The organism is Ornithinibacillus massiliensis (genome assembly GCF_018310345.1).
Lineage (GTDB): Bacteria > Bacillota > Bacilli > Bacillales > Amphibacillaceae > Ornithinibacillus > Ornithinibacillus massiliensis.
Map to the genome: position 1 here is coordinate 36,112 of NZ_JAGXBY010000003.1, position 23,760 is coordinate 59,871.

A 23,760-nucleotide genomic window follows, 5' to 3' on the forward strand; every position below is an offset into this window, starting at 1 on the left:
AGTTGAATAATACCATACCGCTGTCAAAAATAGTCAAAATTTAAGAATATTTCACTTACATTATCAAGTTTACTCTTTTCAAATACTTATGCGTTACTTGAAATTAGTAAACGGTAAGCACCATATCATCAATTGAATAGGTATTCTTTTCTCCTTTCATCCCTTTTTAAAGAAATCTCCTCAACAACCACATCCTCAATTATACATTTTTGTAAATTAATTACAAATTTTTCATAATATCAAGCTTAACTAACTCGGTTATCGTGGAATTCAGTATTAAAAATACTTTTTACAGCATTCGATCTCTACTATCTAATAAATGGTAATCACTTTTTAGGCTAAAGGTCCCTCTTTACAATCGCTTCATAATTGTTTATAGTGTTTTTGTAACATAACTGCATATTATCGTTTGCACTAGGGGAGCTACTTTAAGTGGCTGAGAAGACATTGTCTGACCCTTATAACCCGATCTAGATAATACTAGCGTGGGGAAGTGCGGTTGGCCCTATGTTGTTCTTTTTTGACACTTTTTGAACTGATATACATAACCAAACTGCATTCCCACGGGATGCAGTTTTTTTGTTGCAAAAAATTATGAGGAGGAATTTATGATGAAAAACGTTTGTGGCACAAGTAGGATTGCGGGTTGTCAGTTTACGCTTTTCCCCATGAGCAATCAGTTTGTAGAAATTATACTTACAGCTTTAGAAGAGGTTGATACATCAAAGGTATGGAAGGATACAGATGATGTTAGTACTTGTGTTCGTGGAAGGATTGTCCATATTTTCGATGTAACAAAAGCTATCTTCTTACACGCAGCAAAAACAGGGGAACATGTAGCAATGAGTGGAACTTTTTCAATCGGCTGTCCTGGAGATACTGATGCAGATGTCTACATGGATGAAACAGAAGAACCATTAAACAAAGAACTTAGTGCTTCAATAACGCAACAAGCCGGCTGTAAATTTGCCTTATACCCATTGGGTAGAGAGGACTATATGGATACGATTTATCAACAAATTGATTTATCGAAGTCACGTGGCGTTACAGTAAGCGGAAGCCATTACGCAACACGTCTGGATGGAGATGTACATGCTATTTTCCATACGATGCAGGATGCTTTTCAACAAGCTCAAGAAGAGGTATCTCATGTAACTATGACGTTCACCATTACAGCAAACAGTCCATCCAATAAATAAGGAGTATTGTCATGTCTAAAAAATGGAATTTAAAAGAAATTATTTTAATGTCAATTTTAGGGGTTGTATTTGGGATCATCTATCTCTTGTTCTTTTTTGTAGGTCAAGGAATAACTACCTTACTTACCCCCTTGGGATTAGGTCCTTTAGGATATGAATTTATTTTTGGTATTTGGTTTATTGTATCTATAATAGCTGCCTATATTATTCGAAAGCCTGGTGTTGCACTAACAGCCGAGGTCATTGCAGCTGTTGTAGAAGTATTAATGGGAACTACCGCTGGCCCTACACTTATTCTGTCCGGCTTTATCCAAGGCTTAGGTGCAGAGTTAGCATTTGCTTTAACAGGTTGGCGTAAATATACGTTACCAGTACTTATGCTATCAGGAGTAACTGCGGCTTGTGTAAGCTTTGGCTATCACTTATATGCATCAGGGATTATAGCATTAGAAAGTTGGATTATTATCGCTTCTTTGATCATTCGAATCATTAGTGGTGCCATTCTGGCTGGAATACTTGGCAAATGGATTGGAGATCAACTTGCTAAAACTGGTGTATTAAGAGGCTACGCATTAGGAAAGGAATTACGTGAAAAACGTGAATCACAAGCCATATAACGAAACAATTCAACCGTTAATACAAGTAAATAACTTTAGTCTTTGGTACGAAAATAATGAATCTCCAGTCTTAAACAATTTAACATTTTCTATCTATTCTAATCAGATTGCATTATTAATGGGGACTAGTGGTTCTGGAAAAAGTAGCCTAGCATTATGCTTAAATGGGATATATCCAGAGGCAGTTGAAGGAATTTCTTCTGGTGATATTTATTTTGAAGGAAATCATATAACCAATTATGCCAAGGGAGAATTATCCCAGAATATTGGGATTGTATTCCAAGACCCAGAAAGTCAGTTTTGCATGCTAACTGTTGAAGACGAATTAGCATTTACGTTAGAAAATAGGAAAGTACCTTCAAAGGAAATGCCTGATCGAATTAAAAAAATTCTTCAACTAATGAAGATGGAAAGCTACATGAAAAGAGAACTTCAAGAACTCTCTGGTGGAGAAAAACAAAAAATCGCATTAGCTGCAGTTCTTTTACTAGAACCAAAGCTAATCATTTTAGATGAACCAACTGCAAATCTAGATCCCATTTCTAGTTTAGAGTTTATAAATCTAGTACATCAAATAAAGCAGGAAACGAACACTGCTTTCTTTATCATAGATCATCAATCTGATGATTGGCTTCCTATTTTACACCGATTATTAGTTTTAGGAAAAAATGGTACCCTGATGGCAAATGGTAAGCCAAATGAAATTTTTCAGGATACGATAATGGAGAAAGAAGGTATATTTTTACCGAAAAAATACCAAGAACCTTATCCATTTGACAAACGATTAATCAAACAGGAACAACGCATAATCTATTCTTTTGAACATGTATCTTTTAATTACAAGGGAATAGGTGTCTTACATGATATTAATCTTGAACTATTTCAAGGTGAAATGGTTGCGATTGTTGGACAAAATGGAGCAGGTAAGTCTACTTTACTCCAGTTAATGTCCGGTCTGTTAATTCCTGATTCTGGGGAAGTGACATTTTATAATAAACCATTAGGAGCATGGAAAGAGAATGAACTAAGAAGTAAAATAGGATTTGTTTTCCAAAATCCAGAGCATCAATTTATTACTGACACGGTATATGATGAAACATCCTTTAGTATGCGACTAAACGGTATATCGGATGAATTAATAAACCATAACGTATTAAAGCTTCTCGACCAGTTTAATTTGACTCATCTGCAACATGCCAATCCTTTTTCGTTAAGTGGTGGACAAAAAAGAAGACTAAGTGTAGCAACTATGCTAGATGAAGAACCTTCCTTACTTCTATTGGATGAACCAACTTTTGGCCAAGATGCTCATAACACAAGAGAGATGTTAGCTATTCTCTTACAGCTTTTAGAAAGTGGAACGAGTATAGTCATGATTACACATGATATGGATCTTGCCGATTTCGCCGATAGAATATTGGTATTGGATCAGCAGAGACTTTGTTTCTCTGGTACACCAGATGAATTATGGATGCAACAGGATATTATTTCGAAAGCAAGACTAAGGTTGCCATATCGCATGGAAAAACAATGTAGAGTTGGTGAACAACATGATTTCGTCTATTAATCCAGCTATCAAAGCGATTGCTATATTAATTCCCGGCGTACTACTCGGTTTAATGTATGACGTTATGACACCACTTCTCTACTTTGTGTTTATTATTAGTATCACATTCTTATTCACAACGATATCCTTTAAGAAGTGGATAAAAATGTTTGCTCCCTTTCTTTTCCTTGTTTTGGGGCTTGCCTGGATGACGATGCTATATACAAGTGGACGTTTCTCTGGTGGTGATGTTTTATTTCATATTTTTATGTTTGAAATTCAAGTCGGTAGTGTCCTCACCGCGATAAGTCTAGCATTACGTTCACTTTGCTTTGTTTCACTATCCCTATTATTTGCGCTTACGACAGATTCTACCAAGTTCATGTTGAGCTTGATGCAACAGTGTAAATTACCGCCTAGAATCACCTATGGCATTCTAGCGGGGTATCGTTTCTTACCTACATTTAAACAAGAATTCGATACGATTAGAAAAGCACATCGGATTCGTGGAGTGGGAAGGGCAACAGGCATAAAGGAAAGATTACATCAGTTCCGTCGCTATATCATTCCCTTACTAGCAAATGGGATTCGTAGAGCTGAACGAGTAGCTATTGCTATGGAGTCCAAAGGATTTACTGGAGACCCCGACCGAACCTACTATCGAGAATTAAAAGTTAAAAAGAGGGATTGGTTATTTCTTTTGATGATGGTAGGCGTATTATTAGGGATAATGGTACTCTCTTACTATCTAGGATACTTCAATATAATGGGGTATAAAATCAAACCATGATGCTTTCATGTAGGCTTTTACGTGTTATTGAAAAATAACTATAATAAGATTCTAGAATATAACGAAAAAATTAAATGTAGTTCCGAATGATGTGCGATACTACCTCCGGAAATACGTGTAGACGAGGGCGTGAGGATAGGACCTTCCCAGAGCCCCAGGAATGCACATCGAAATATATTTCCGGAAGGGATTATTAGCTCATCATTCGGTTTTTCTATTATAATAAATAATTTTGTCCCAAACTTATTCCCCGTTTTATTTTTTATTTTCTTTCAATCTAACAAAACGCTCAAGTTTATTCAATTCAAAAAACAGCTCTATAATGCTATTAGCAATTGGAAAAACCTTTGCCCACTTTGTAAATTCTGCTCCTTGTAATTCCTCAATCAAATTATTGATGGTTACCTGCATTGCTGCTTTCGTCTCTTTTTGTAAATCCTTATCTAAAATGATCTTATCCTCATACAAAAGCAATATATTTTCACAATAAGAATTAATCTCTTGAACTAGTTTTTTAATTAAGAACGATTTATTACTAGACATCATTTCTATATCATGAATATTCTTCTCTAATTCCCGAATAAGCGTATGTTTCTTACTTAGTACTTGAATCATATGTTTATAGATAATAATACTACGGAAAAAGCTTAGCCGCTTCCTAATAAAAAGTCGATTTCTTTCATCCGATATTATCTCATAATAATTTTTAGCATCATGAATTAATTTTTCCGCCTCTTTATCCTCCGCTCTCATTTGTGGTACACTCATCGTCTTATTCGATATGACCCGTAATAAAAAGTTGGTTTGTTCACTTGCCTTTTTAATTAACGAAAACAATATCTTTTTGTGATTTGGCGGCATGATTAGTGCGTTAATGATAAATGCAGATACAACGCCAATAGCTACTAAAGAAAGACGTTCGATAATATACATATAACTAATTCCGTTATCTCCACCTAGCATCATCGTAATAATCGTTAAGACGGTCAAGCTTACAGTTTTATTCAGCCCGAGCTTTATATTAATAGCAATAGAAATAATAACAATTGCCCCAACGGATAGTGGATGGTTACCTAATAAAAAATACCCACCTAACGCAAAGACAATCCCAACACTGTTCGAAATAATAACTTCTTTTATATACGTATACGACCTCATAATGGATGGCTGCATCGCTAATACTGCAGCAATACCCGCTACGATTTGTAGTTCTAAGTTTAATAATTCTGTAACAAGTAATGTTAATGCTACTGCTAGACCCGTTTTCACCATACGTGGGCCAATATTAAATTCCATGTTTTGCACCTCAAGTACTTTTTATAAAGATAGACCTATTATAGATACTCCTCCTACAAAATTCAATTACTATTTTTAGTGTTCATTCGACAATAATACTTACATAACATGAAAAAAGGTGTAGAGGCTTCTATACCACTACACCTTCTTTCTTAAGGCTTCAGGAAATTAATTATTTCCTTTTCCTTTATTTGTATCCTTCTTATCTTTACCTTTTCCATTGTTACCTTTCTCTTTATCAGTACCTTTATTCCCTTGGCTATTATCCCCGTCACCTTGTTCTGTTATAAACAGTCTTCCATCTGCTAATTGACGAGTCTCGTTACCATAGCTATCCCTTACCTTAACCTCGATCACAGCACCTTCAGCAAGTACATTACTTGGTACTGTCCAATAACCTACATAATGTCCAGGAGTAGTTTCTACTAATGGGAGTTCAATAGGATTATAAGATGTCACCCCATTTAAATTTGTAAGCGGCATTTGAACGACAAAGGATGCTTTTAATCCAGGCTCACTATCAAACTCAATCTGAACACTTTGGCCAACATGTAAATGTTGATCTTCAGTAGGTGTTAAATTTGTAATCTCTGGCGCTGTAAATTTCGCATAAACTGTAAAGGTTTGAGTAGTTGTATTGCCAGCTTCATCGGTTGCAACTACTTCTATCGTATTTTCGCCTTCATCAAGCATGATTCGTTTTGAGAATTCTCCATCTTCCACAGAAGCAGCTTGTCCATTGACTGTTACCGTAGAAAGATTATCATCATGAACCATTCCCTGTACAGTTAATGTCTCACGATTTGTCTTTTGTCCATCTTCTACATTTAAAACATTCAACTCAGGTGCGATCGTATCTAATGTTACGGTAACAACTTCAGAAGCTGTCGCTTGTTCGCCATTGACATAGGTTACGGCTTGAAGATTATTTTGACCTTCTTCTAATTCAATGTCGAAGCTGAATGATCCATCTTCACCAATTTCTGCTGTGCCTAATTCTGTATCATTATTCAATAAACTTACTGTTGTAGTAGGTGATGCTGTACCTTCTACAGTTACAGTAGCCTCATTAGTGAATGTACCGTCTGCTGGAGAAGTGATTTCTGGTTTTTCTACTCCATATGCGACACGAGCACGAATCATATAATTTCCTTCATCAGCTGGTGACAACGACCATGATCCTCCTACATATTGATAACTTCTTCCAGCATTTGGACCATTCTCATCCGTCGCTAATCCAGGTGCATTAGGATTTGGTGAAGTCTGAATATAAACCATATAGAAGTCACCATCTACTTGGATATTATGTTCTCTTAAGTCAACTACAGTCCACTCGTTTAGGTCACGGATTGCTTCTGCTTCAATTGGCCCTACTAATTTTTCAGCTGGGAGTCCATCAGCACCAGCACTCCATACCTCTACTGCAAAACCAGTTCCTCCAGGGCTTGGCCAATCTGTTCCATGGAATTGGAATACCCCATCTGTAACGATTGCTTGTTCTTGCCCTTCAGGTAGAGACATTTTCACTGCCCAACCATTACCAGCATCATAAAATACACGTGCATTTTCTGCAGTTCCATCATCATAACCAATTTCTCCACCTGGGACAGTAAAGAATGGTTCGAGTGCAATGTCTAATGTTTTATTTTCGTCAAATGTTACTTCCATTTCTTGCCCTTTATAGTCTTGAGCAATAACCTTTAATGTGTAAGTTCCTTCATAAGCTGTAATAGAGAAGTTTCCATTTTCATCTGTTTTAACCGGTTCTACATTAGCATCTTCTACTAAAAGAAGTGTTGCATCTACTATTGGATTACCCGATTGTTCACTTGTAACAGTCCCTGAAACAGTTGCTTTTGGTAATTCCTCCAGTACAAAGTTTGCTGTAGCTGTTTCACTTTCTGTAACTGTCACACTTTGTTCTTCTGCTCGGAATCCATACGTTTCTGCTACCAATGTATACGCTCCAGAAGGTAGTGTCATTTTGTATGTTCCATCTTGTGGATTGGTAGATACAGAGCGACCATTTTCAAGCACAGATACGATAGCTTCAAGTGGTAAACCACTAGTTTGATTATCGCTAGTTTCAACGGATGATTTTACATCAGCTTTAGCTGATTTAGCATTTGATTTCTTTGATAATTCTTTCTCTAACTTCGCTTCCTTTTCTTTTTCAGCTGCTTCATCTTGCTTTGTGAATTTCTTACTAGCAGGATTATTCTCTAGGTTTAAGGAAGAGTCAGCTATTGCAACATCATCAATATACCAACCTAATCTTTCAACACTAGCGTCTGAATAAGCATAAAACCCAACATAGATAGTTTGGCCTGCATATTCGGATAGGTCGACTTCAGCATCTTGCCATTCCGTTGCACTACCATGGAATTCTGCTAATGTTGTCCAATTAATCATATTTGTTGATACAACTACTTCACCGTAATCCCAAGCTCTTCCTGTAGAAGATTGTTCGAATTCATGCCAGCTCTTAAACTGAAGATAAGCACCTTCATCCGGAACTTGTACTCCTGGCATAATAAGTGTTCCGTCCATTCTTGATGGATACTGTCCGCCAAGATTTGTCGCATACACATTCTCACCAGAAACAGCTTCATTTGGCCCAGAAGTTGGTTCTCCAAGTTCCCAAACATTATTACTTCCAATGAGCGTCCAACCTTGTGGGTTATTTTCAAAGTCTTCAAAGTATCCTACTGTTATTCCATCCGTAAGCGAAATGACGTATTCATCACTTTCTACCGTATTACCAGCATAATCAGAAACCTCCCACTTATAAGTGAAAGAATCCCCAGTAACTTGATTTGCCGGAACAACGACAGAGAAAGTAGCTTCTAAGTTGTTTCCAGATTCTAATTCAGCCTCTAGCGCTTGCCAATCACCATTTTCATCTTGATAATGTAAAGTTGCTCCACCAACAAGCATATTGTCTCGTACAAGCACATCTAGATTTAATGCCATTCCACTATATGCAATATCAGGTGGTGTATGTTCAAATGTTGGAGGTATGGTATCATTGTTATATTGAGATTCATCTGTTAATGCAACTTCATCTATATACCAACCATCTCTCGTAACACTGCCATCAGAATACGTGTAGAAACCAATGTAAACGCGTTGTCCTTGGTAGTCCCTTAAATCAGCTTCAATATTACTCCAACCATCTGATGACCCTACAAATTGTTCTAAGGTAGTCCAATTTTCTAAATCTGTGGAAATGACTAGGTTTCCATAGTCATATGCTGTACCTGAGGAGCTAATTTCAAATTCATGCCAGCTCTTAAATTGTAGGAATGAGTCTCCTTCCGGTACATCGATTGGAGGCATGACTAGGTGTGCATCCATGTTGTTCACGTATGGGCCAGCGACATTAGTTGCGTATACATTCTCTCCGACAAATGCTTCTTCTGGCCCAGAAGTTGGTGCTCCCCACTCCCATGTATTATTGGAACCTAACTTCTGCCAACCTAAAGGATTTTCTTCAAAGTCTTCATAGTATCCATTTGTAATACCGGGTTTCACTTCAACACTATACTCATCTGTAACTACTTCATTATTACCAAAGTCATTAATTATCCAGTTATATTTGAATGTACCTACTTCAAGCATATCACCTGGAACCGTAACGACGTATTCACCAGCTTTATAATTTCCAGATACACGTTCGGCATCAAATAGTTCATCTCCCGCTTGTAGCTGAACAGATGTGATGCTTACGTTATCGCTAACCTGTATCGATAGTTCTAAATCTAGACCAGCATAGGTTTCTGAAGGAACAGTATGCTCAAATTCTGGTGCTTCCGTATCTTCACCATCCATTGTCACTTGCCCCTCTATAGAACCAAGCCCTTCAGCGATGGTGGATACTGCAGCAAACGCGTCTACTATTCCATGTCCATAGCCATGGTTTGGACTTTCTGGATACTGGCTATCTGTTCTAGCAACAGCTGTGTCCATTAATAATTGCTCCATATAATCAACTGAAATACTAGAATCCGCAGACCGCAATAACGCGACTACCCCGGCAACGGCTGGCGTTGCCATAGACGTACCATTATAGCTGCTATACCCTCCGCCTGGTACAGAGGAACGAACCGCAACGCCAGGTGCAGAAACTTCTGGCTTAATTTCTCCATATGGCGATGGTCCTCTTAGTGAAAAGTTAGCTAGCATATCATTACTATCTGTAGCACCAACAGCAAACGATTCTGGGTAGTTTGCAGGAGTCGCTACAGAACCAGGACCGCCTGGGTTAAAGAGCGTTGTATTTCCTGCAGCAAATGCTGGGAATATTTCCGCTGCACGCCATGCAATGACAATATCCTGGTAAAATTCATCAATACCAGCGCCACCACCCCAAGAATTGTTAACAACATCTGGAGCTTTAGAAGCATCTCCACCAGGCTCCATAATCCATTGGCCAGCTGCAATTAAATCTCTGTCATATGCACCATCATCCGTGAAAGCTTGTACAGCAATCCATTTTGCACCAGGTGCTACTCCGACTTGGTTTGCACCATTTGGTTCGCTTCCTACCATGGTACCCATTGTATGTGTTCCATGACCATCATTATCATACGGAACTGTTTGACCATTTACAGGGTCAAAGAAGCTATAGGTATGGTCAACTTCACCTGTTGCAGGATTATATCCACGATATTTCTCCTTTAGTGCTGGATGTTGCCAATCAACACCTGTATCAATGTTTGCAACTACTGTTCCAGTCCCATCAATACCTAGGCCCCAAACTGCTGGAGCATTTACACGATCCACATTCCACTCAATGTTTTGCGGATTCGCTTTTGGAATATCATCAACAGCTAATTCAGTCTCTATCAACTGACGTTTTTCATTTGGTAGTATTTTTTCAACCTCTGGAAAATTAGCAATTTTTTCCGCAACTTCTTTTGTAGCCGTTACCGCTACCGCATTAACGATATAGAATGCTTCGATATCTTCCGCGTGTCCCTTTTGTGCCTCTGTTTCTAGATAACTCACTACATTTTGTTGTGAAGAAATTGCTGTTGCTTTAAGTTCAGAAATAACAGCAGAGCGTTGCACTAATTCTTGATTAAAAGCTGACATTTTAGCGCTTTGTGCTTTTGTACGAGCATCTTTGGCTACCTTCATCGGGTCAGCTTTCTCCTTAAATTTAATTAAAAATGTAACTTTCTCATCTTTTTCGAACGATTTCGCTAAATTACTGTTAATTTTAGCCTCTGCTACTTCCTCCTTATTAACTAAGGAAGTGTGTGGTGAAGTATCTTTATTCTTACTAGCTTCAGCACTTGAAAAAGCTGGAGTAAATAATGAGAAAATCAACAAGACCGTAGCAATAATACTAAATCTTCTCGCCTGCTTTCTTCTTTTCAAAGAATATTCCTCCCCCAAATACTATTTTTAAAACAAAAAACCAAACTTGCCTCCTTTCCTCGAAAAGTAAGAAGATGTCTGGTTGAAAATGCTCTATGTTGTTGTATTCACTATAATGGATTGGGTTTGTCATATTCCGTCGTATTTTGTCGTTGTTTTCCGAATATTTAAAAATGAATAATTATTACTACCTTCTATACTTATTGTTCCATGAAAATAGTCGTATTAACAAATAGGATAATTACGTTTAAAGCTCTATGATATCAATCTTTGATTCTGAGTAGTTCTATTCCCCCAAACCATAACTTTCCTATACTTGGAAATAAAAATAATCATAAAGTCATACATAGATTTGGATTATTATACATTCAACTATTATTCATTCTTTTTCTACATTTATTTTAGAATAACGTATTGCGAAAGTCTTACAAAGGTTTCTGTTACCCAGTAAAAAATGCCCAAAAGAAAAAAGCCCCATAAGGACCTTTATCTTTACAAATTAAATATAATTCCCATTAATGAATAGATAATAATCGTCGAGAACATGATTGTCATATAGATAAGCGAATAGATAAATAACATTTTTGCCCATTTCTCCGAATCTTCTTGTCTATAGGCAACAATACTAATTATTAACCAAATCCCGCCAAGTAATAAACCTACTAACATAAGGCCAATACTTAAAGATCCTAATAGAAAACTTGCTAACATCATAATGATTAAGTAAATATTTGTTTGCAAATAGGTTCTTTTAATACCTTTTACGACAGGTAGCATCGGAACACTCGCTGCTTTATAATCATCACGTCTTCTAATTGCAATGGCATAAAAATGTGGCATTTGCCATAGAATTGCAATTACAAATAATCCAAGAAGAGCCGGATGCGTAATGTCAGGATAAATTGCAGCCCACCCAATTAAAGGTGGCATTGCTCCTGACAAGCTACCAACCTCAGTATTATAGACCGTTCTCCGCTTAGTCCACATCGTATACGGTACTATATATAAAAACAGACCCATAAATCCTAATAGCGCTGATAATAAAGTTGTAAGAGAAAGTGCTAATATTCCTATTACCGCCAATATAATAGCAAGCCATATCGTTGTTTTTATACTAATGGCACCTGTTACCGTCGGTCTTACCTTCGTTCTCTCCATTACCGCATCAATATCACGATCATACACATTATTAAAAGCACCTGCAGCGCCAATAATTAAGGCTGTACCGATAATCGCCAGAATCATCTCAGGAATTTTGTCTGTAATCTTATACTCATACGTGTACATCGCCAATGTTAGACCAGCAAACATCGGAACAAGATTAGATTTAATAATTCCTGTTTTTAAAGTTTTATCCAAAGTAAGTTTTAATTCCTTAAAGTTACTCATACTACTGTTTATATTCCCTTCTATCAATCCCACAAAAACTATAGGACTATATTCCCTTTAACACTTCTACTATTGTAACACTTCTTTCGTTTTTTTTCTTGCAAAATTAGTACTATTTATTGAACGAATAGAATATGAAGGAAAATAATATTTTTCTCTCTAATCTAGTTTAACTTCAAGATTAGGATGGTTAAGGTGATGGAATAGCAGATCTATTTGGGATTTCGTATTTCTAGCTTCCGATAATTCTGGTATTCTATCTGGTGAGAAGAAACTAACTTCACTAGTTTCCACACCTGTTTCAAGTGTCCCACCTTTTATTTCACATTGAATAAATAATTTATATACGTGATAGGCAGAAGGTGGATGGGGATGACATTTTTTATCCAATACTGCTAATAACTTATTAGCCTCTACATCTAAACCTGTTTCTTCTTTTACCTCTTTTACTACAACTTCACGTGGTGATAAACCTACATCTGCCCACCCTCCAGGTAATGCCCATTTATTATCTGTTTTTTCTTTTACCATCAGTAACTGCTGATCACGAAAAATAACTCCCCGAATATCAACCTTTGGCGTTGCATAACCTGTTTCATTAGCAAACAAATTTCTGATGATTTGGTTGTCAGTAAGTGTTTGTGTCGCCAGAATCTCATTACTGATTCTTCTAACTTCTTCAAACCGTTCGATATCATATACATCTTTCGAATACGTTAAACCATTCTGGGCAATTGCTTGAAGCTCCTTTGCCCAAGTTAACCATTTTGGCTCCATTATTCCACCCCTTATTCTACCAGCAGATAAACCTAAAAAATATCTTTTGCATCCTTTGGCAACGCTCGTACCCTGGTTAAATACTTCATCATGTTTTGACCGTCTTTCTCTACATAGTGAAAAGCCTCATGATTTGCTACTTCCTTCGCTAGTACTCGGAATAATTCACATGTAATAAATACCCCATCCCAAGTATTTTCATAATCACCGTCCGTGTACGTACTTCGATACATCTTCCAATATTCATTCGGAAGATACAATTCAAAGTACTTCCCCATTTTACCAGGGGAGATTTCATAATCATGGTTCATTCCAATCCACCAGGAAACTACTTGATTAAGTCTTGGACGAATTACCAGTTCATACATCTGTTTAGCGTACGGTAGCTCCTCTCTCCATAATCCTTTAGCGACATTCTGTATACACCACCAGAAATCATTACAACAACTGAAATACTCCGCTTCAGATGGCTGTGTAATCCAGTAATCCTTATCAGTTGCTGGTGGTATTTCCGGTAACCAACCATCCTTGTCCAGTAAAGAAATTGTAAGACTATCCTCTTGATATGTCGATAACATGAATTCTTTTGTTTGAAGATGTAAATCTATACGGTTTCCGTCTGAAAATAACATCAAATAGCCATAGTTCTGACTTAAATCCACATCAGGTCCAAGTGCTTTATCATTTCTCTCAGGCTCCTGGATCATTAACAATTCTCCAAATCGATTAATCCAATTCTGATCCATTACAAATGAATTCACGTCAGTTACAACAAAAACAACATCATAGTCTTGAAAAATGTCCGTTGGGGCATTCACATTCGCCCTTGAACCATTCATATATACTGCACGTATCCTTTCGTCTTCCTTTGCTACCTGTAAGATTAATTTGACCATCTCTTGTTCTGTTCTCATTAAATTAACTTCCCCTAATATTATCCATTTTATTTAAATAGTTATACTATTTGCATTATAGTCTACGCACATAGAAAAAGCGACAGAATGCTCTGTCGCTTACAGATTATATTATCCCAAACAAATCTAAAAATACTCGAATCGCTAGTAAAGTAACGACTAACAAAATAAATCCATAGATGATATTCTGTCTCGTATTATTTATCGCCGATCCAAGAACTTCCTTTTTATTACATAAAACGAGAACAATCCCTGCAACTATTGGCAATGCTAGTCCATTTAAGGCCTGAGCCGTAACAATAATCCCAATCGGAACAGCTTCGAACATCATAATAATGATAATGGGTACAAGACTTGTTACAAGCATTATTACCCTACTTCTAGTCGCCTTAAAATCTTCTTCTTTACCAATTGACTCATTCATCAGCATACAAGCTAAGGAAATTTGGTATAGACCAGAAGAGAAGCCAGCTGCCCATAAGCCTAAAGAAAATAATACTGCAGCATATCTACCCAGTAATGGGGTTAGCTGTACTGCCATATCTGCTGCACTTTCTACTTCAATCCCCTGTGTATACATGACAGTACCAGCACATACCAAGATAGCTCCAGTAATTAATGCTGTAGCTGTCATATTTAACCGTAAATCAAATTTGGAAAGTTTTAATTCACGCTTAGTAGAGAGGTTATTCGCATTCTTATATTTGGATTTTGTGAAAGCGGACAAACCAAGGACAATATTCGGCGGCATTGTTGTAGCAAGGAGTGCTAGAACTAACCAATATTCTCCTCCTAAAGTTTGAAAGGAAAAACCAACTGTTACCAGATCTCCTAAGTCTGGTCCTGAGAAAAAAGCGGTAAGGACAAATGCCAGTATCATCAAGGCAATGAGGACCTTATTAATATTCTCTAATATTTTATAAACACCAATCCAAGCTATCACTAGTGCAACCAACGACATCGATAATGCCCATACTGTTAAAGAAATATCTGGAATAAAATAATTTAATGCAAGTGCAGCACCTGTAAAATTACCTGCCTGAAATGCAATTGCACCAATTAAGACGGTTATAAATAAAAATATCGAAACAGGCTTACCGATATAATCTCTAACACCTTCCATAATCGAAATCTTTTTTACAATCGTAATTCTGGTTGCTGGTTCTTGATAAAAATAGGCAAAAATACAAGCAAGTATGATGATCCATAGAGCTTGATAACCATACGAAGAACCGGTTACGGACATCGTTGTTATCGTACCAGGCCCAATAATTCCAGCGACCACAATCGCTGCTGGGCCTAACCCTTTCATATAATCCTTAAAGGAAATACGTTCATCCTTGATCGTATTACTACTATTATTATTTCCATTAACCTTTGCCTTTGACCCAGGCATCAAATTCCCCCTTTAAATTTTATTATGGTTTTACCCATAGTAGATTAATTATTCCAATATAATTGGCATGTAAAATCAATAAAGAATTATCTATCTTTATAGACTACAATTTTTTCATATAACATTCTAACATATAAAAACTGTACCTCCAATTGTGATATTCTACAAATGAAGATACAGTTCTTTCTATAAAACTATTTCTATGTTTACGTAAAATATTCAATCTTGGCTTCTGGAAAATAACGATATATATAACTCCCCAATGTATCCTTAATATCCTCTTGTTCATGATCCGTGTAAACGTATTTTCCTATACCATATTTCCCCCACTTCCACTTACGCTTCGATTCATCAAGCTCTAATTTAGTCATAGGGTAGTTTTGTTGAATTACCCGCTTTGCTGGTTTTGTGAAACGATGCTGAATCATCTCAAACGTCAAATCCCTTCTTGCGTAGGTTGGAAGAACATCATTTAACATTTCAAACATCTCACGGTATCCCTCTTTCCAACCTTCATGTAAGTATATTGGAGCTACTATAAAACCTAATGGGTAACCAGCTTCTGCAATTTTAACTGCCGCTTCGATTCTTTCATTCAACCGTGAAGTTCCTGGCTCAAAATACTTGATAATATAATCATCATTTATACTAAAACGAAAACGAGTTTTTCCGTTATGTTCAGCATCCAGTAAATGGTCTACATGAGAGAACTTTGTAACAAAACGGAGCCTTCCATGTTCTGTCTTACCAAAATATTCTATTGCTCTTTTTAGTGTATGGGTTAAATGATCAACACCAACTATATCTGAAGTGCAGGATGCCTCAAATCTTGTTATCTCTGGTGCTCGTTCACTCATGTATTCCTCGGCTGCCTCGAATATTTCTTCTACATTCACATAAGTACGAATATATGGCTTACTTCCCATAGTTGTTTGCAAATAACAATAATGACAATGCCCCATACATCCTGTAGCAAAAGGAATTGCATATTCCGCAGAAGGTTTAGATGTATCAAACTTTAATGTCTTTCTAACACCAACAACAAGAGTAGACTTCGCAGTTCGATATTTCTGAAAATGATTTTCCCCAGGTAGGTTCCTTATCTGATTGTGGGAGGTTGTTTCTCTAATTTCTATTCCCATATTTTGAAACTTATGCAATAACTCTTTACCAAGTGAATATTCGAGTGCACGTGGCTCGATATAAACTAATTGAGGTACAAAGGGCTTAACCATAGAATTCATCAAACTCCTCTGGCTTTCCGAAGGCTTCTTTATAAGCATGTTCTGCCTCTTCTTCCGTTCTAAAGACAGCGAATTCCTCCGAGAAAGGGTAGTATGTTTCATGTGCAAATAATGCTAGTTCAAAAGGAGAATCAGGGTTGACTACTACTGCAGCTTGTTGAACTTGTGCAACATCTTGTGCATGTGGGTTTCGAATAATAATATAAACTACCTCGCCTGGACTAAAATTTCTTATCAAAGCAATCACCAAACCCTTTCACATAATTATCTTCATTATTCCTCTTCTTCTGGTAATTATGTGAAAAAATATAAATAATGGAGCTCTTTCAAATAAAATAAGAGGTAATATTGCACACGAACTTCCTTCTAGAGATAAGTTTAAAATAACGGATTAGAGGAGAATTTATGGAAATCCATTATAAAATTCTAAAACTGTTTCTAATCATAAAAATTCTTGTTGAATGATTACAGCTATATCTGCTTATAACCGAGGATAAGTTTCATTCTACACGTGACCGAAACAGTTAATACAGATGAGGACTATTTTAGATATTAGAGGCTATGTGGGAACTGTATTGCATTGGTATAATGCAATAGAATCATTAGACTTATAAATCTAATGAAGTATATATAAACTAAAAAAAGTTCTTCTCTAAAGAGAAGAACTTTTTTAAGCTAATTATAATTTTGTAACGTTAGCTGCTTGAGGTCCACGGTTACCTTCTGTAATTTCGAAAGATACTTGTTGACCTTCTTCTAGAGTTTTGAAACCGTCGCCTTGAATTGCTGAGAAGTGTACGAATACATCGTCTCCACCTTCAACTTCGATAAATCCAAAACCTTTTTCTGCGTTAAACCATTTTACTGAACCTGTGTTCATTAAGAAAACCTCCATGTGCTTTATGCACGTTATTACTAATTTCAGTTCAAGATGCTAATTCAAGACGAAGATAATGACTAGAAAGTTATTACATATATCTTGTAATCCTAACACGAACATCAATAAGTTAATATTAGTATACCACGTTTCAGATAAAAACTATACCTTTTTTTTATAAAATATCGTAAACATTAAATGGAAACCATTATGTCTAATCTACTTTCTACATTTTCATTGTATTTCCAGTAAGCATACTTACTGAAGAAACTTTATACCAAAACATTATTATTTAAGTGTTACATGCTCTCCATACTTCTACAAGTTTCATTGAGCACTAGCCATCTACTCGTTAACAGTTGTTTCTAATTTGTTCCGCAATACCTTAACAAATCTTTCCGGTTCATCCACTCGAATAGCGACCCTTCTGTATTGTTTTTTAAATCCCATGATTAATACTACTTGGGTCGGTTTTCTTAATTCAAGTATGACTGTAGGAGTTACTTTTTCTAAGTCTTGAGCAATAAAGTCGACCGTCTCTTTCGCTTTCTCTTCATCTAACTCTGCGGTATGATGGATTATTCTTTCTACATTAGACCATTCCAACTCCATACGCTTCATCAAACCTAATGATACATATAACTTTTCATTCGTAACCAGTGTAGGGTTTAACCGAACAGCCTGGATATCTCCTAGTAAAAGAATAACACCATAAATATTAAAAATAAGGAGTACAACAGCAACTACTGGAGAAATATTATGTAACCACCAATGGATCCCAATGGACTCAATCACAATGGCGTGGATAAGCATTATTCGTAGGGCTATAAAACTAGAATTTTGATGTAAAGTAAAAGTTGTTTGGGTCAATTTAGGTTGCTTCCTCCAGCTTGCAAAAGCATAATAAAACATAAGCATTTCAGAACATATTATGTGGATAATGGGGGCGTTATTAACCATTTGCTGTACTGCTTGATGGAAGGAAAATAATACCGGTAATGCGCTTTGTTTTACCAGTTTTATTATTTTGGGAATATAAACGAATAAAGATATCAATATACTTAACTCGATTAGAATTAATACCCCTTCTGCTATAAAACCGATCCATGTAATAGCTGCAAAAGGTTGTAAGTAATGGAAAGGGATAAGAAACCTAGTAAGAATTAGTCCTATTGCAATCGCACTAACAATATACTTCCAGCTCCACTTCCTAATCCAAGCAATAAAGAGTATTGGGGATACAATAGCTTAGTCAATGATAGAGCCGATTACTACTCCATTTGAATTTTCCGGAATGATCGACACACCGAATGTTGTATGATATAGCAACATATTTGAACTGAGTATTAACACTAACATCATTAGCCAACCATGTCGCAGCAATTCTCGACTAAAAGACATTCGAAAACCTTCCTTCAATATAAAATGAAGATTAAACATGGGGATGATCTAATTATATTTTAACAAAAATTCTAGATATTTAGTATATATAAAGAAAAAACTCATTTTGTTAGCCAAAAAGACTTTCTTTTAAGTAAAAAAACCCGCTTAAAGCGAGTTTCCTTTTATTCAGCATTAATAACTTGGTTAATTAGTTTAATTTTACCGAGAATTTCGGATTCACGATGTGCTAACATAATTAACAAATCACCATGTGTTTCAACATGTCCATAAGGAACTTTAAATTTTACATTTGATTTCCAAAACAAATCATCAAAATTATTGATTCTGATTTGTTGTTCCTCCAACTGTCCAATTAATTCCTCTAATGTCGGGACTTCAACCGACCAATCCGCAACCGCAATATCAGAACTAAATAGCTCATTATAATGGCTTGGTAGTTTTTGAGATGACTTTTTAACGAACAGCAATTTTTCGTTCATTAATAAGGTATTTCCAATATACCAACGAATTGTATTTTCAAAATACTTGGACTTTCGATCTACTAAATCTTCATCTAACTCACGGATGAAGGTGAGTAAAGATGTTCTACTCAGGTTAAATTGCTTTAAAAATGACATACTTGCTCCTCCTATCTAGAATTATTATAAATAAAAAGCTTGTTATATTCAAATAAAAGAGATGTGCCTAATGAACGACACATCTCCACCATATTTATTGAATGGTAACCTTCACTCGTCTTACTCCCCATTTTAGGGCTTCCGCACGAGTTGGAACGAATACATCTATCTTATTTCCTTTAATTGCACTACCAATATCTCCAGCGATAGCATAACCGTAGCCTTCTACATAAACAACAGACCCAAGCGGTATCACTGATGGATCGACTGCAATAACTTTTGTATCCGGGTTAGCAATTAAATCTATCCCCGTATGGGTAGTTCCTGAACACCCTTTACAATTTGCAGTATAGGCTGTTGCTGTTACCGTAAGGGTTTTGTCACTGACTTGATTTAATGTATCTTCATTAGTGCCTTTGTTACTATTTTTTTGCTCACGTTCTGCTCTCTCTTTTTTGGCTTCTTCTTTGGCCTTTGCAGCTGCTTCTGCTTCGGCTCTCGCTTTTGCCTCAGCTTCTGCTTTTGCTTTAGCAGCAGCAATTTGTTCTCGAACTTTTGATTCCATCGAAGCTAAACTATTTTCTTCTGATTTTAAATTTTCAATCTTAGCTAAGAGATCATTTTGTTTCGACTCAAGTGAATTTTTCCTCTGCTCATTTTGTTGCTTTTGTTCTTGTACTTCTGCTAAAGCTTTTTCTTGTTCTAGCTTCAGTTCATTTAAGTGGTCAAGTTTATTTAATGAGAGTAATTGTTTTTCTTCCACTGCTTTCATGTCTGCCTCTAATTGGGCAATTAAATCTGAGTCGGATTTAGTAATTGTATTTACCATCGTAATACGACTAATAAAGTCACTAAAACTTTGAGCTCCTAACAATACTTCCAGATAACTAATATGTCCACCAGACTTTTGATAAGAAGAAATTCTATCTTCTAATAACTTATGTCGTTTAGCTATATTTTCATCTAATTCTTGAATTTCTTTCTGAAGCTGCTCTATTTCATTAACCGTATTATGTAGCTTATCTTCAGTTTCATCGATTAATAATTGCTTTTTTGAAATTTCTTCTTCTACGTCGTTTATCTCTTCATTTAGGTTATCAATTTCAGACATAATAGTAGAAATTTGTTTTTCTGCACCTGAAAGATTCTCTTGAATTTGTTCACGCTGCTTTTTAATTTCTTGTAAATCATCTTTTTTATCATCAGCTAAAACATGTGTACTAAATGAAATACCAAAAATAATTGTAATAGCTAAGGTAATTACAGTTAATTTTCTCAACTTTTTCCCCTGCTCTCCTATAATCTAGTAGATACATACTTTAAATTGAAGTATACCATTACTAGATTTCAACCTCTTTAGCAGGATATTACAATTACATTTCATAATTTAGTACCAATCGATTAGTTGATATTCATTACCGGACACATAAAGTGTATTCTATCTCTGCTTAAAGTAGTCAGGACACAACCTGGTGTTAATATGACAACAGCGCTCCAAACAATAGGTAGGCTTTTCACTTAACACTTTCGTTATGTCCCAGTCTGGTTCTCTATTTAATATGCGCCTTCTACTGCTGCATCTTTTACATCTTGTGGTACTTCAATGGAATCTATATTATTCACATTTTTATATTCGGATTTCACATGCTGTACCATATCAATCGTCTCGCCTTCTACCGTCATGGACATTTCCATATCCATGTTGTATCTCTTTAAGTCATATGTTTCCTTGTCAATAACCATTTCAATATACAGATTCTTTATTTCCATATCCTCAAAAAGCTGTGATAAATCACCTAGCTCCGCAGTTAATTCTTCAGGAAGATATTCGTCTAGCATTTCTTGAGAAAGTTCTTTAAAGCCTTCCCCATCAGCAGTTAATTTAAATACATACTCATTATCTACTTGTTCAAACTCGAAATCTTCTACATACTTTTCCATCATATTTAGTTGTTCAGACACATCTGGCTGATTTGCTGTTACAGTTTCAAGTGGAATCATAGAACTATCCGCTTTAATCCACTCTCCTGTTAAGGATTCAAATATATACATTTCATCTTCAACTAGATACATCTCTGTTTCCATATCTAATGGTACTTCACTACCCATACCTGGAATATCCATCGACATGGACATAATTCCCTTTTGATGCATTGCGATCGGATCATTTATGACGGAACCTTGCAAATCACTAGTAATCGTTATCTTCCCTTCATCCCCCACAGAAAGCTCTTGATCCAACTTAATACTTACTTCCGCACTTTCCATGTTTTCAGATGCTTCCAGTGCCTTGTTAAATACATTTTCTGCGTTTTCTCCACAGGCAGCTAGCCCGATAGAAACCATTACTAGAAAAACCGTTACTATCCACTTTTTCAAAATGTTACATCCCCTTTATAAATATTTATTACGTCTAATCATACGACAAATATCTATAAAGGTTTCACGAAAAACAGTAAATGCTCCTATTTGATTCAAAAGGCCTATAAACAAAAAGGAAACTCCAATTATAAGAATGGAAGTTTCCTTTTTTCATTACGGTATATCATGAATATTTTGTTGTGCTTCTTGGACTTGCTGTCTAATATCATGTAAATCCTCAAAAGCCTGCTGAAACTGCGAATTGTCTGTTGCTTCTGTTCCAGCTTGGTTTTGTAAGCTTCTTAGCTCATTTTCTGTTTGGTTCAGTAATTGTTCTGCTTGCTCTAATTGTTGTAAATCTTGCCCTTGAGCTTGTAAGACTGAAGCCTGGGCATCTTTTAACATTTTACTTGCCTGCTGTAGTTTCTCATGCATATTTACCTGTGCCAAAATAAGTACCCTCCATTATGCTTGAACTAGCTAAAACTTCCTTTATATAGTGTTCCAAACATTACTGCAAATATGTGTAAGCAATCTGGATACTTATTTTTAACAGACAAAGACAAGAAGTAACTAGGGACAAGCAATTTAAGGGCCTATTTCTCAGGAATTACACAGCCCTCATCTGTACAAACAGTTGCTGATTCCTCTCCTAATTTTTTCAATTTAGGCTTTGGCGCTTCTTCTTCCCAAACTTGATTAATTGCACTTAAGAATAACTCTGTCGGTTGTGCACCTGAAATGGAGTATTTTTGATTGATAACAAAGAATGGTACACCAGTTGCACCATATTGTTGTGCTAACATTTCTTCATTACGTACCTCACTAGCAAATCTCTCCTGATCCTGCAAAACAGTTACGACCTCTTCTTTAGTTATACCTACAGAATTAGCTATCTCTACTAACGTATCATGGTCACTAATTAATTTACCTCTTACAAAATATGCGTGAAGCAATTGTTCTGTCAGTTCTTTCCCTTTTCCAATTGTCTCTGCATATTTTGTTAACCGGTGGGCATCGAACGTATTAGTAGGCTTCATTGTATCAAAATTATACTCTAATCCAACACTCTTCGCTTGCTCTCCAATCCCATGATTAGCTTGTTTAGCCTCTTCTACACTCATTCCATATTTTTTTGCTAAAGCTTCATGAATCGAAACCCCTGCATAGTTTTGTGCGTTAGGATCAAGTTCAAAGCTTTTATATTCAATTTCTACTTGATCACGATTAGGAAATTGTTCAAGTGCACTTTCTAATCTACGTTTCCCTATATAACAAAATGGACAAACAAAGTCGGACCATACTTCAATTTTCATTATAAAACTCCTTAATATTATTTACCTTTTATTATTTAATTGACTAGCTCTTCTATTTAGAACTAGCTAAGAAATCCTTTTTTAAAATGGCATACATCAGTAAGTCATCAAATTTACCATTACCATATTCATAATTTCGTAACAATCCTTCGCGAAGAAATCCATGTTTTTCTACTAAGTGGATAGATGCCAAGTTAGCTGGTTCAATTAGTGCTTGCACCCGTTCCAGCTCCATTGTTTCAAAACCGTATGCTAATACCGCCTGCAATGCTTCACTTGCTATACCCTTCCCCCAGTATTCCTGGTTTAACTCATAACCAATATCCACGCGATGATGCATTGGCACCCAATTAAGAAAGCCCAAGCTGCCAATAATCTTATCTTCATCTTTTAGTGTGATTCCCCATCTGATACCTGTTTGTTGAGTGAATATCTTATTATACCAAGCTATTTCATCAAGTACTTGTTCCGTCGAAACGAAGGGTGGTAAGCCATAATATTCCATAACATCTGGATCTTGCAAATAGGTTAGCATATTCTCTGCATCCTGCACTTCTATTTTCCTAAGTTGTAATCGTTCTGTCTCCATTACTGGAAACCTTGTGTGGACTTGTTTCATCAATTTCCCCTCC

The 23,760-nt window shown here is 36.2% G+C and carries 21 protein-coding genes and 1 riboswitch; of the genes, 4 read left to right on the forward strand and 17 right to left on the reverse strand.

Translation table 11 applies throughout. From position 1 onward, the window contains the following. Nucleotides 1-406 precede the first annotated feature (406 nt). Nucleotides 407-509: riboswitch (TPP riboswitch) on the forward strand. A gap of 99 nt (nucleotides 510-608) precedes the next feature. Genes KGF86_RS08770 through KGF86_RS08785 form a run of 4 tightly spaced genes read left to right on the forward strand, consistent with a single transcriptional unit; the run spans nucleotide 609 to nucleotide 4,152 of the window. After that, nucleotides 609-1,199, forward strand: coding sequence for a Ykof family thiamine-binding protein (locus KGF86_RS08770; protein WP_246521435.1), 591 nt, complete (start codon nucleotides 609-611; stop codon nucleotides 1,197-1,199). 11 nt (nucleotides 1,200-1,210) lie between these two features. Then, entirely contained in the window at nucleotides 1,211-1,816 is a 606-nt protein-coding gene (locus tag KGF86_RS08775; RefSeq protein ID WP_186870095.1) for an ECF transporter S component, read from the forward strand. Next, entirely contained in the window at nucleotides 1,788-3,383 is a 1,596-nt protein-coding gene (locus tag KGF86_RS19575) for an ABC transporter ATP-binding protein (RefSeq protein WP_343221442.1), read from the forward strand. Before KGF86_RS08775 ends, KGF86_RS19575 begins: the two co-directional genes overlap by 29 nt. Next, complete coding sequence (locus KGF86_RS08785; protein ID WP_211741612.1) at nucleotides 3,367-4,152, forward strand: energy-coupling factor transporter transmembrane component T family protein; 786 nt, start codon at nucleotides 3,367-3,369, stop codon at nucleotides 4,150-4,152. Before KGF86_RS19575 ends, KGF86_RS08785 begins: the two co-directional genes overlap by 17 nt. Before the next feature lie 255 nt (nucleotides 4,153-4,407). Here KGF86_RS08785 and KGF86_RS08790 read toward each other — a convergent pair whose 3' ends face one another. The 17 genes from KGF86_RS08790 to KGF86_RS08870 all read right to left on the reverse strand — a co-directional run bounded on the left by KGF86_RS08790 (nucleotide 4,408) and on the right by KGF86_RS08870 (nucleotide 23,747). Beyond that, nucleotides 4,408-5,448: an FUSC family protein gene (locus KGF86_RS08790; protein ID WP_186870092.1), complete on the reverse strand. Its 1,041-nt coding sequence runs from the start codon at nucleotides 5,446-5,448 to the stop codon at nucleotides 4,408-4,410. 168 nt (nucleotides 5,449-5,616) lie between these two features. Beyond that, entirely contained in the window at nucleotides 5,617-10,833 is a 5,217-nt protein-coding gene (locus tag KGF86_RS19290) for a S8 family peptidase (protein ID WP_246521437.1), read from the reverse strand. Between the two features lie 492 nt (nucleotides 10,834-11,325). After that, entirely contained in the window at nucleotides 11,326-12,222 is an 897-nt protein-coding gene (gene cyoE, locus KGF86_RS08805) for a heme o synthase (RefSeq protein WP_186870091.1), read from the reverse strand. Nucleotides 12,223-12,381: 159 nt separating this feature from the next. Then, nucleotides 12,382-12,999, reverse strand: coding sequence for an NUDIX hydrolase (locus KGF86_RS08810; protein WP_186870090.1), 618 nt, complete (start codon nucleotides 12,997-12,999; stop codon nucleotides 12,382-12,384). 32 nt (nucleotides 13,000-13,031) lie between these two features. After that, nucleotides 13,032-13,913 (reverse strand): aminoglycoside 6-adenylyltransferase, encoded by an 882-nt coding sequence (locus KGF86_RS08815; protein ID WP_211741613.1) that lies wholly within the window; start codon nucleotides 13,911-13,913, stop codon nucleotides 13,032-13,034. Nucleotides 13,914-14,019: 106 nt separating this feature from the next. Further along, a complete protein-coding gene (locus tag KGF86_RS08820; protein WP_211741614.1) occupies nucleotides 14,020-15,309 on the reverse strand; it encodes an Nramp family divalent metal transporter in 1,290 nt (429 codons plus the stop codon). A gap of 206 nt (nucleotides 15,310-15,515) precedes the next feature. Beyond that, the gene (gene splB, locus KGF86_RS08825) at nucleotides 15,516-16,544 is read right to left on the reverse strand and encodes a spore photoproduct lyase (RefSeq protein WP_186870158.1); all 1,029 of its coding nucleotides are present in this window, start codon (nucleotides 16,542-16,544) and stop codon (nucleotides 15,516-15,518) included. Then, nucleotides 16,537-16,800: a transcriptional regulator SplA domain-containing protein gene (locus KGF86_RS08830; protein WP_425516488.1), complete on the reverse strand. Its 264-nt coding sequence runs from the start codon at nucleotides 16,798-16,800 to the stop codon at nucleotides 16,537-16,539. Before KGF86_RS08830 ends, splB begins: the two co-directional genes overlap by 8 nt. Nucleotides 16,801-17,232: 432 nt before the next feature. After that, nucleotides 17,233-17,433, reverse strand: coding sequence for a cold-shock protein CspD (gene cspD / locus KGF86_RS08835; RefSeq protein WP_186870086.1), 201 nt, complete (start codon nucleotides 17,431-17,433; stop codon nucleotides 17,233-17,235). Between the two features lie 342 nt (nucleotides 17,434-17,775). Then, nucleotides 17,776-18,300, reverse strand: a complete 525-nt coding sequence (locus KGF86_RS19295; RefSeq protein ID WP_246521438.1) for a hypothetical protein — start codon at nucleotides 18,298-18,300, stop codon at nucleotides 17,776-17,778. 378 nt (nucleotides 18,301-18,678) lie between these two features. Further along, nucleotides 18,679-18,831: a hypothetical protein gene (locus KGF86_RS19300; RefSeq protein WP_246521440.1), complete on the reverse strand. Its 153-nt coding sequence runs from the start codon at nucleotides 18,829-18,831 to the stop codon at nucleotides 18,679-18,681. 164 nt (nucleotides 18,832-18,995) lie between these two features. Next, nucleotides 18,996-19,451 carry a DinB family protein gene (locus tag KGF86_RS08845; protein ID WP_186870084.1) on the reverse strand — a complete coding sequence of 152 codons (456 nt, stop codon included), beginning with the start codon at nucleotides 19,449-19,451 and terminating at the stop codon, nucleotides 18,996-18,998. Nucleotides 19,452-19,545: 94 nt separating this feature from the next. After that, the gene (locus KGF86_RS19495; RefSeq protein WP_281413778.1) at nucleotides 19,546-20,730 is read right to left on the reverse strand and encodes a PcsB-like coiled-coil domain-containing protein; all 1,185 of its coding nucleotides are present in this window, start codon (nucleotides 20,728-20,730) and stop codon (nucleotides 19,546-19,548) included. Between the two features lie 275 nt (nucleotides 20,731-21,005). Beyond that, the gene (locus tag KGF86_RS08855; RefSeq protein WP_186870083.1) at nucleotides 21,006-21,830 is read right to left on the reverse strand and encodes a DUF6612 family protein; all 825 of its coding nucleotides are present in this window, start codon (nucleotides 21,828-21,830) and stop codon (nucleotides 21,006-21,008) included. Nucleotides 21,831-21,986: 156 nt separating this feature from the next. Further along, nucleotides 21,987-22,262, reverse strand: a complete 276-nt coding sequence (locus KGF86_RS08860) for a hypothetical protein (RefSeq protein WP_211741615.1) — start codon at nucleotides 22,260-22,262, stop codon at nucleotides 21,987-21,989. 146 nt (nucleotides 22,263-22,408) lie between these two features. Beyond that, complete coding sequence (locus KGF86_RS08865) at nucleotides 22,409-23,128, reverse strand: DsbA family oxidoreductase (RefSeq protein ID WP_211741616.1); 720 nt, start codon at nucleotides 23,126-23,128, stop codon at nucleotides 22,409-22,411. A gap of 52 nt (nucleotides 23,129-23,180) precedes the next feature. After that, nucleotides 23,181-23,747: a GNAT family N-acetyltransferase gene (locus KGF86_RS08870; protein ID WP_211741617.1), complete on the reverse strand. Its 567-nt coding sequence runs from the start codon at nucleotides 23,745-23,747 to the stop codon at nucleotides 23,181-23,183. Nucleotides 23,748-23,760: the final 13 nt, after the last annotated feature.

Bases quoted from the DNA above. Each gene is read 5' to 3' on its own strand.
- KGF86_RS08865 (WP_211741616.1), bottom strand. From the start codon at position 23,128: ATGAAAATTGAAGTATGGTCCGACTTTGTTTGTCCATTTTGTTATATA.
- KGF86_RS08785 (WP_211741612.1), top strand. From the start codon at position 3,367: ATGATTTCGTCTATTAATCCAGCTATCAAAGCGATTGCTATATTAATT.
- cyoE (WP_186870091.1), bottom strand. From the start codon at position 12,222: ATGAGTAACTTTAAGGAATTAAAACTTACTTTGGATAAAACTTTAAAA.
- KGF86_RS08820 (WP_211741614.1), bottom strand. From the start codon at position 15,309: ATGCCTGGGTCAAAGGCAAAGGTTAATGGAAATAATAATAGTAGTAAT.
- KGF86_RS08870 (WP_211741617.1), bottom strand. From the start codon at position 23,747: ATGAAACAAGTCCACACAAGGTTTCCAGTAATGGAGACAGAACGATTA.
- KGF86_RS19300 (WP_246521440.1), bottom strand. From the start codon at position 18,831: ATGTCTTTTAGTCGAGAATTGCTGCGACATGGTTGGCTAATGATGTTA.
- cspD (WP_186870086.1), bottom strand. From the start codon at position 17,433: ATGAACACAGGTTCAGTAAAATGGTTTAACGCAGAAAAAGGTTTTGGA.
- splB (WP_186870158.1), bottom strand. From the start codon at position 16,544: ATGGTTAAGCCCTTTGTACCTCAATTAGTTTATATCGAGCCACGTGCA.
- KGF86_RS08790 (WP_186870092.1), bottom strand. From the start codon at position 5,448: ATGGAATTTAATATTGGCCCACGTATGGTGAAAACGGGTCTAGCAGTA.
- KGF86_RS08770 (WP_246521435.1), top strand. From the start codon at position 609: ATGATGAAAAACGTTTGTGGCACAAGTAGGATTGCGGGTTGTCAGTTT.
- KGF86_RS08845 (WP_186870084.1), bottom strand. From the start codon at position 19,451: ATGTCATTTTTAAAGCAATTTAACCTGAGTAGAACATCTTTACTCACC.
- KGF86_RS08810 (WP_186870090.1), bottom strand. From the start codon at position 12,999: ATGGAGCCAAAATGGTTAACTTGGGCAAAGGAGCTTCAAGCAATTGCC.
- KGF86_RS08775 (WP_186870095.1), top strand. From the start codon at position 1,211: ATGTCTAAAAAATGGAATTTAAAAGAAATTATTTTAATGTCAATTTTA.
- KGF86_RS08815 (WP_211741613.1), bottom strand. From the start codon at position 13,913: ATGAGAACAGAACAAGAGATGGTCAAATTAATCTTACAGGTAGCAAAG.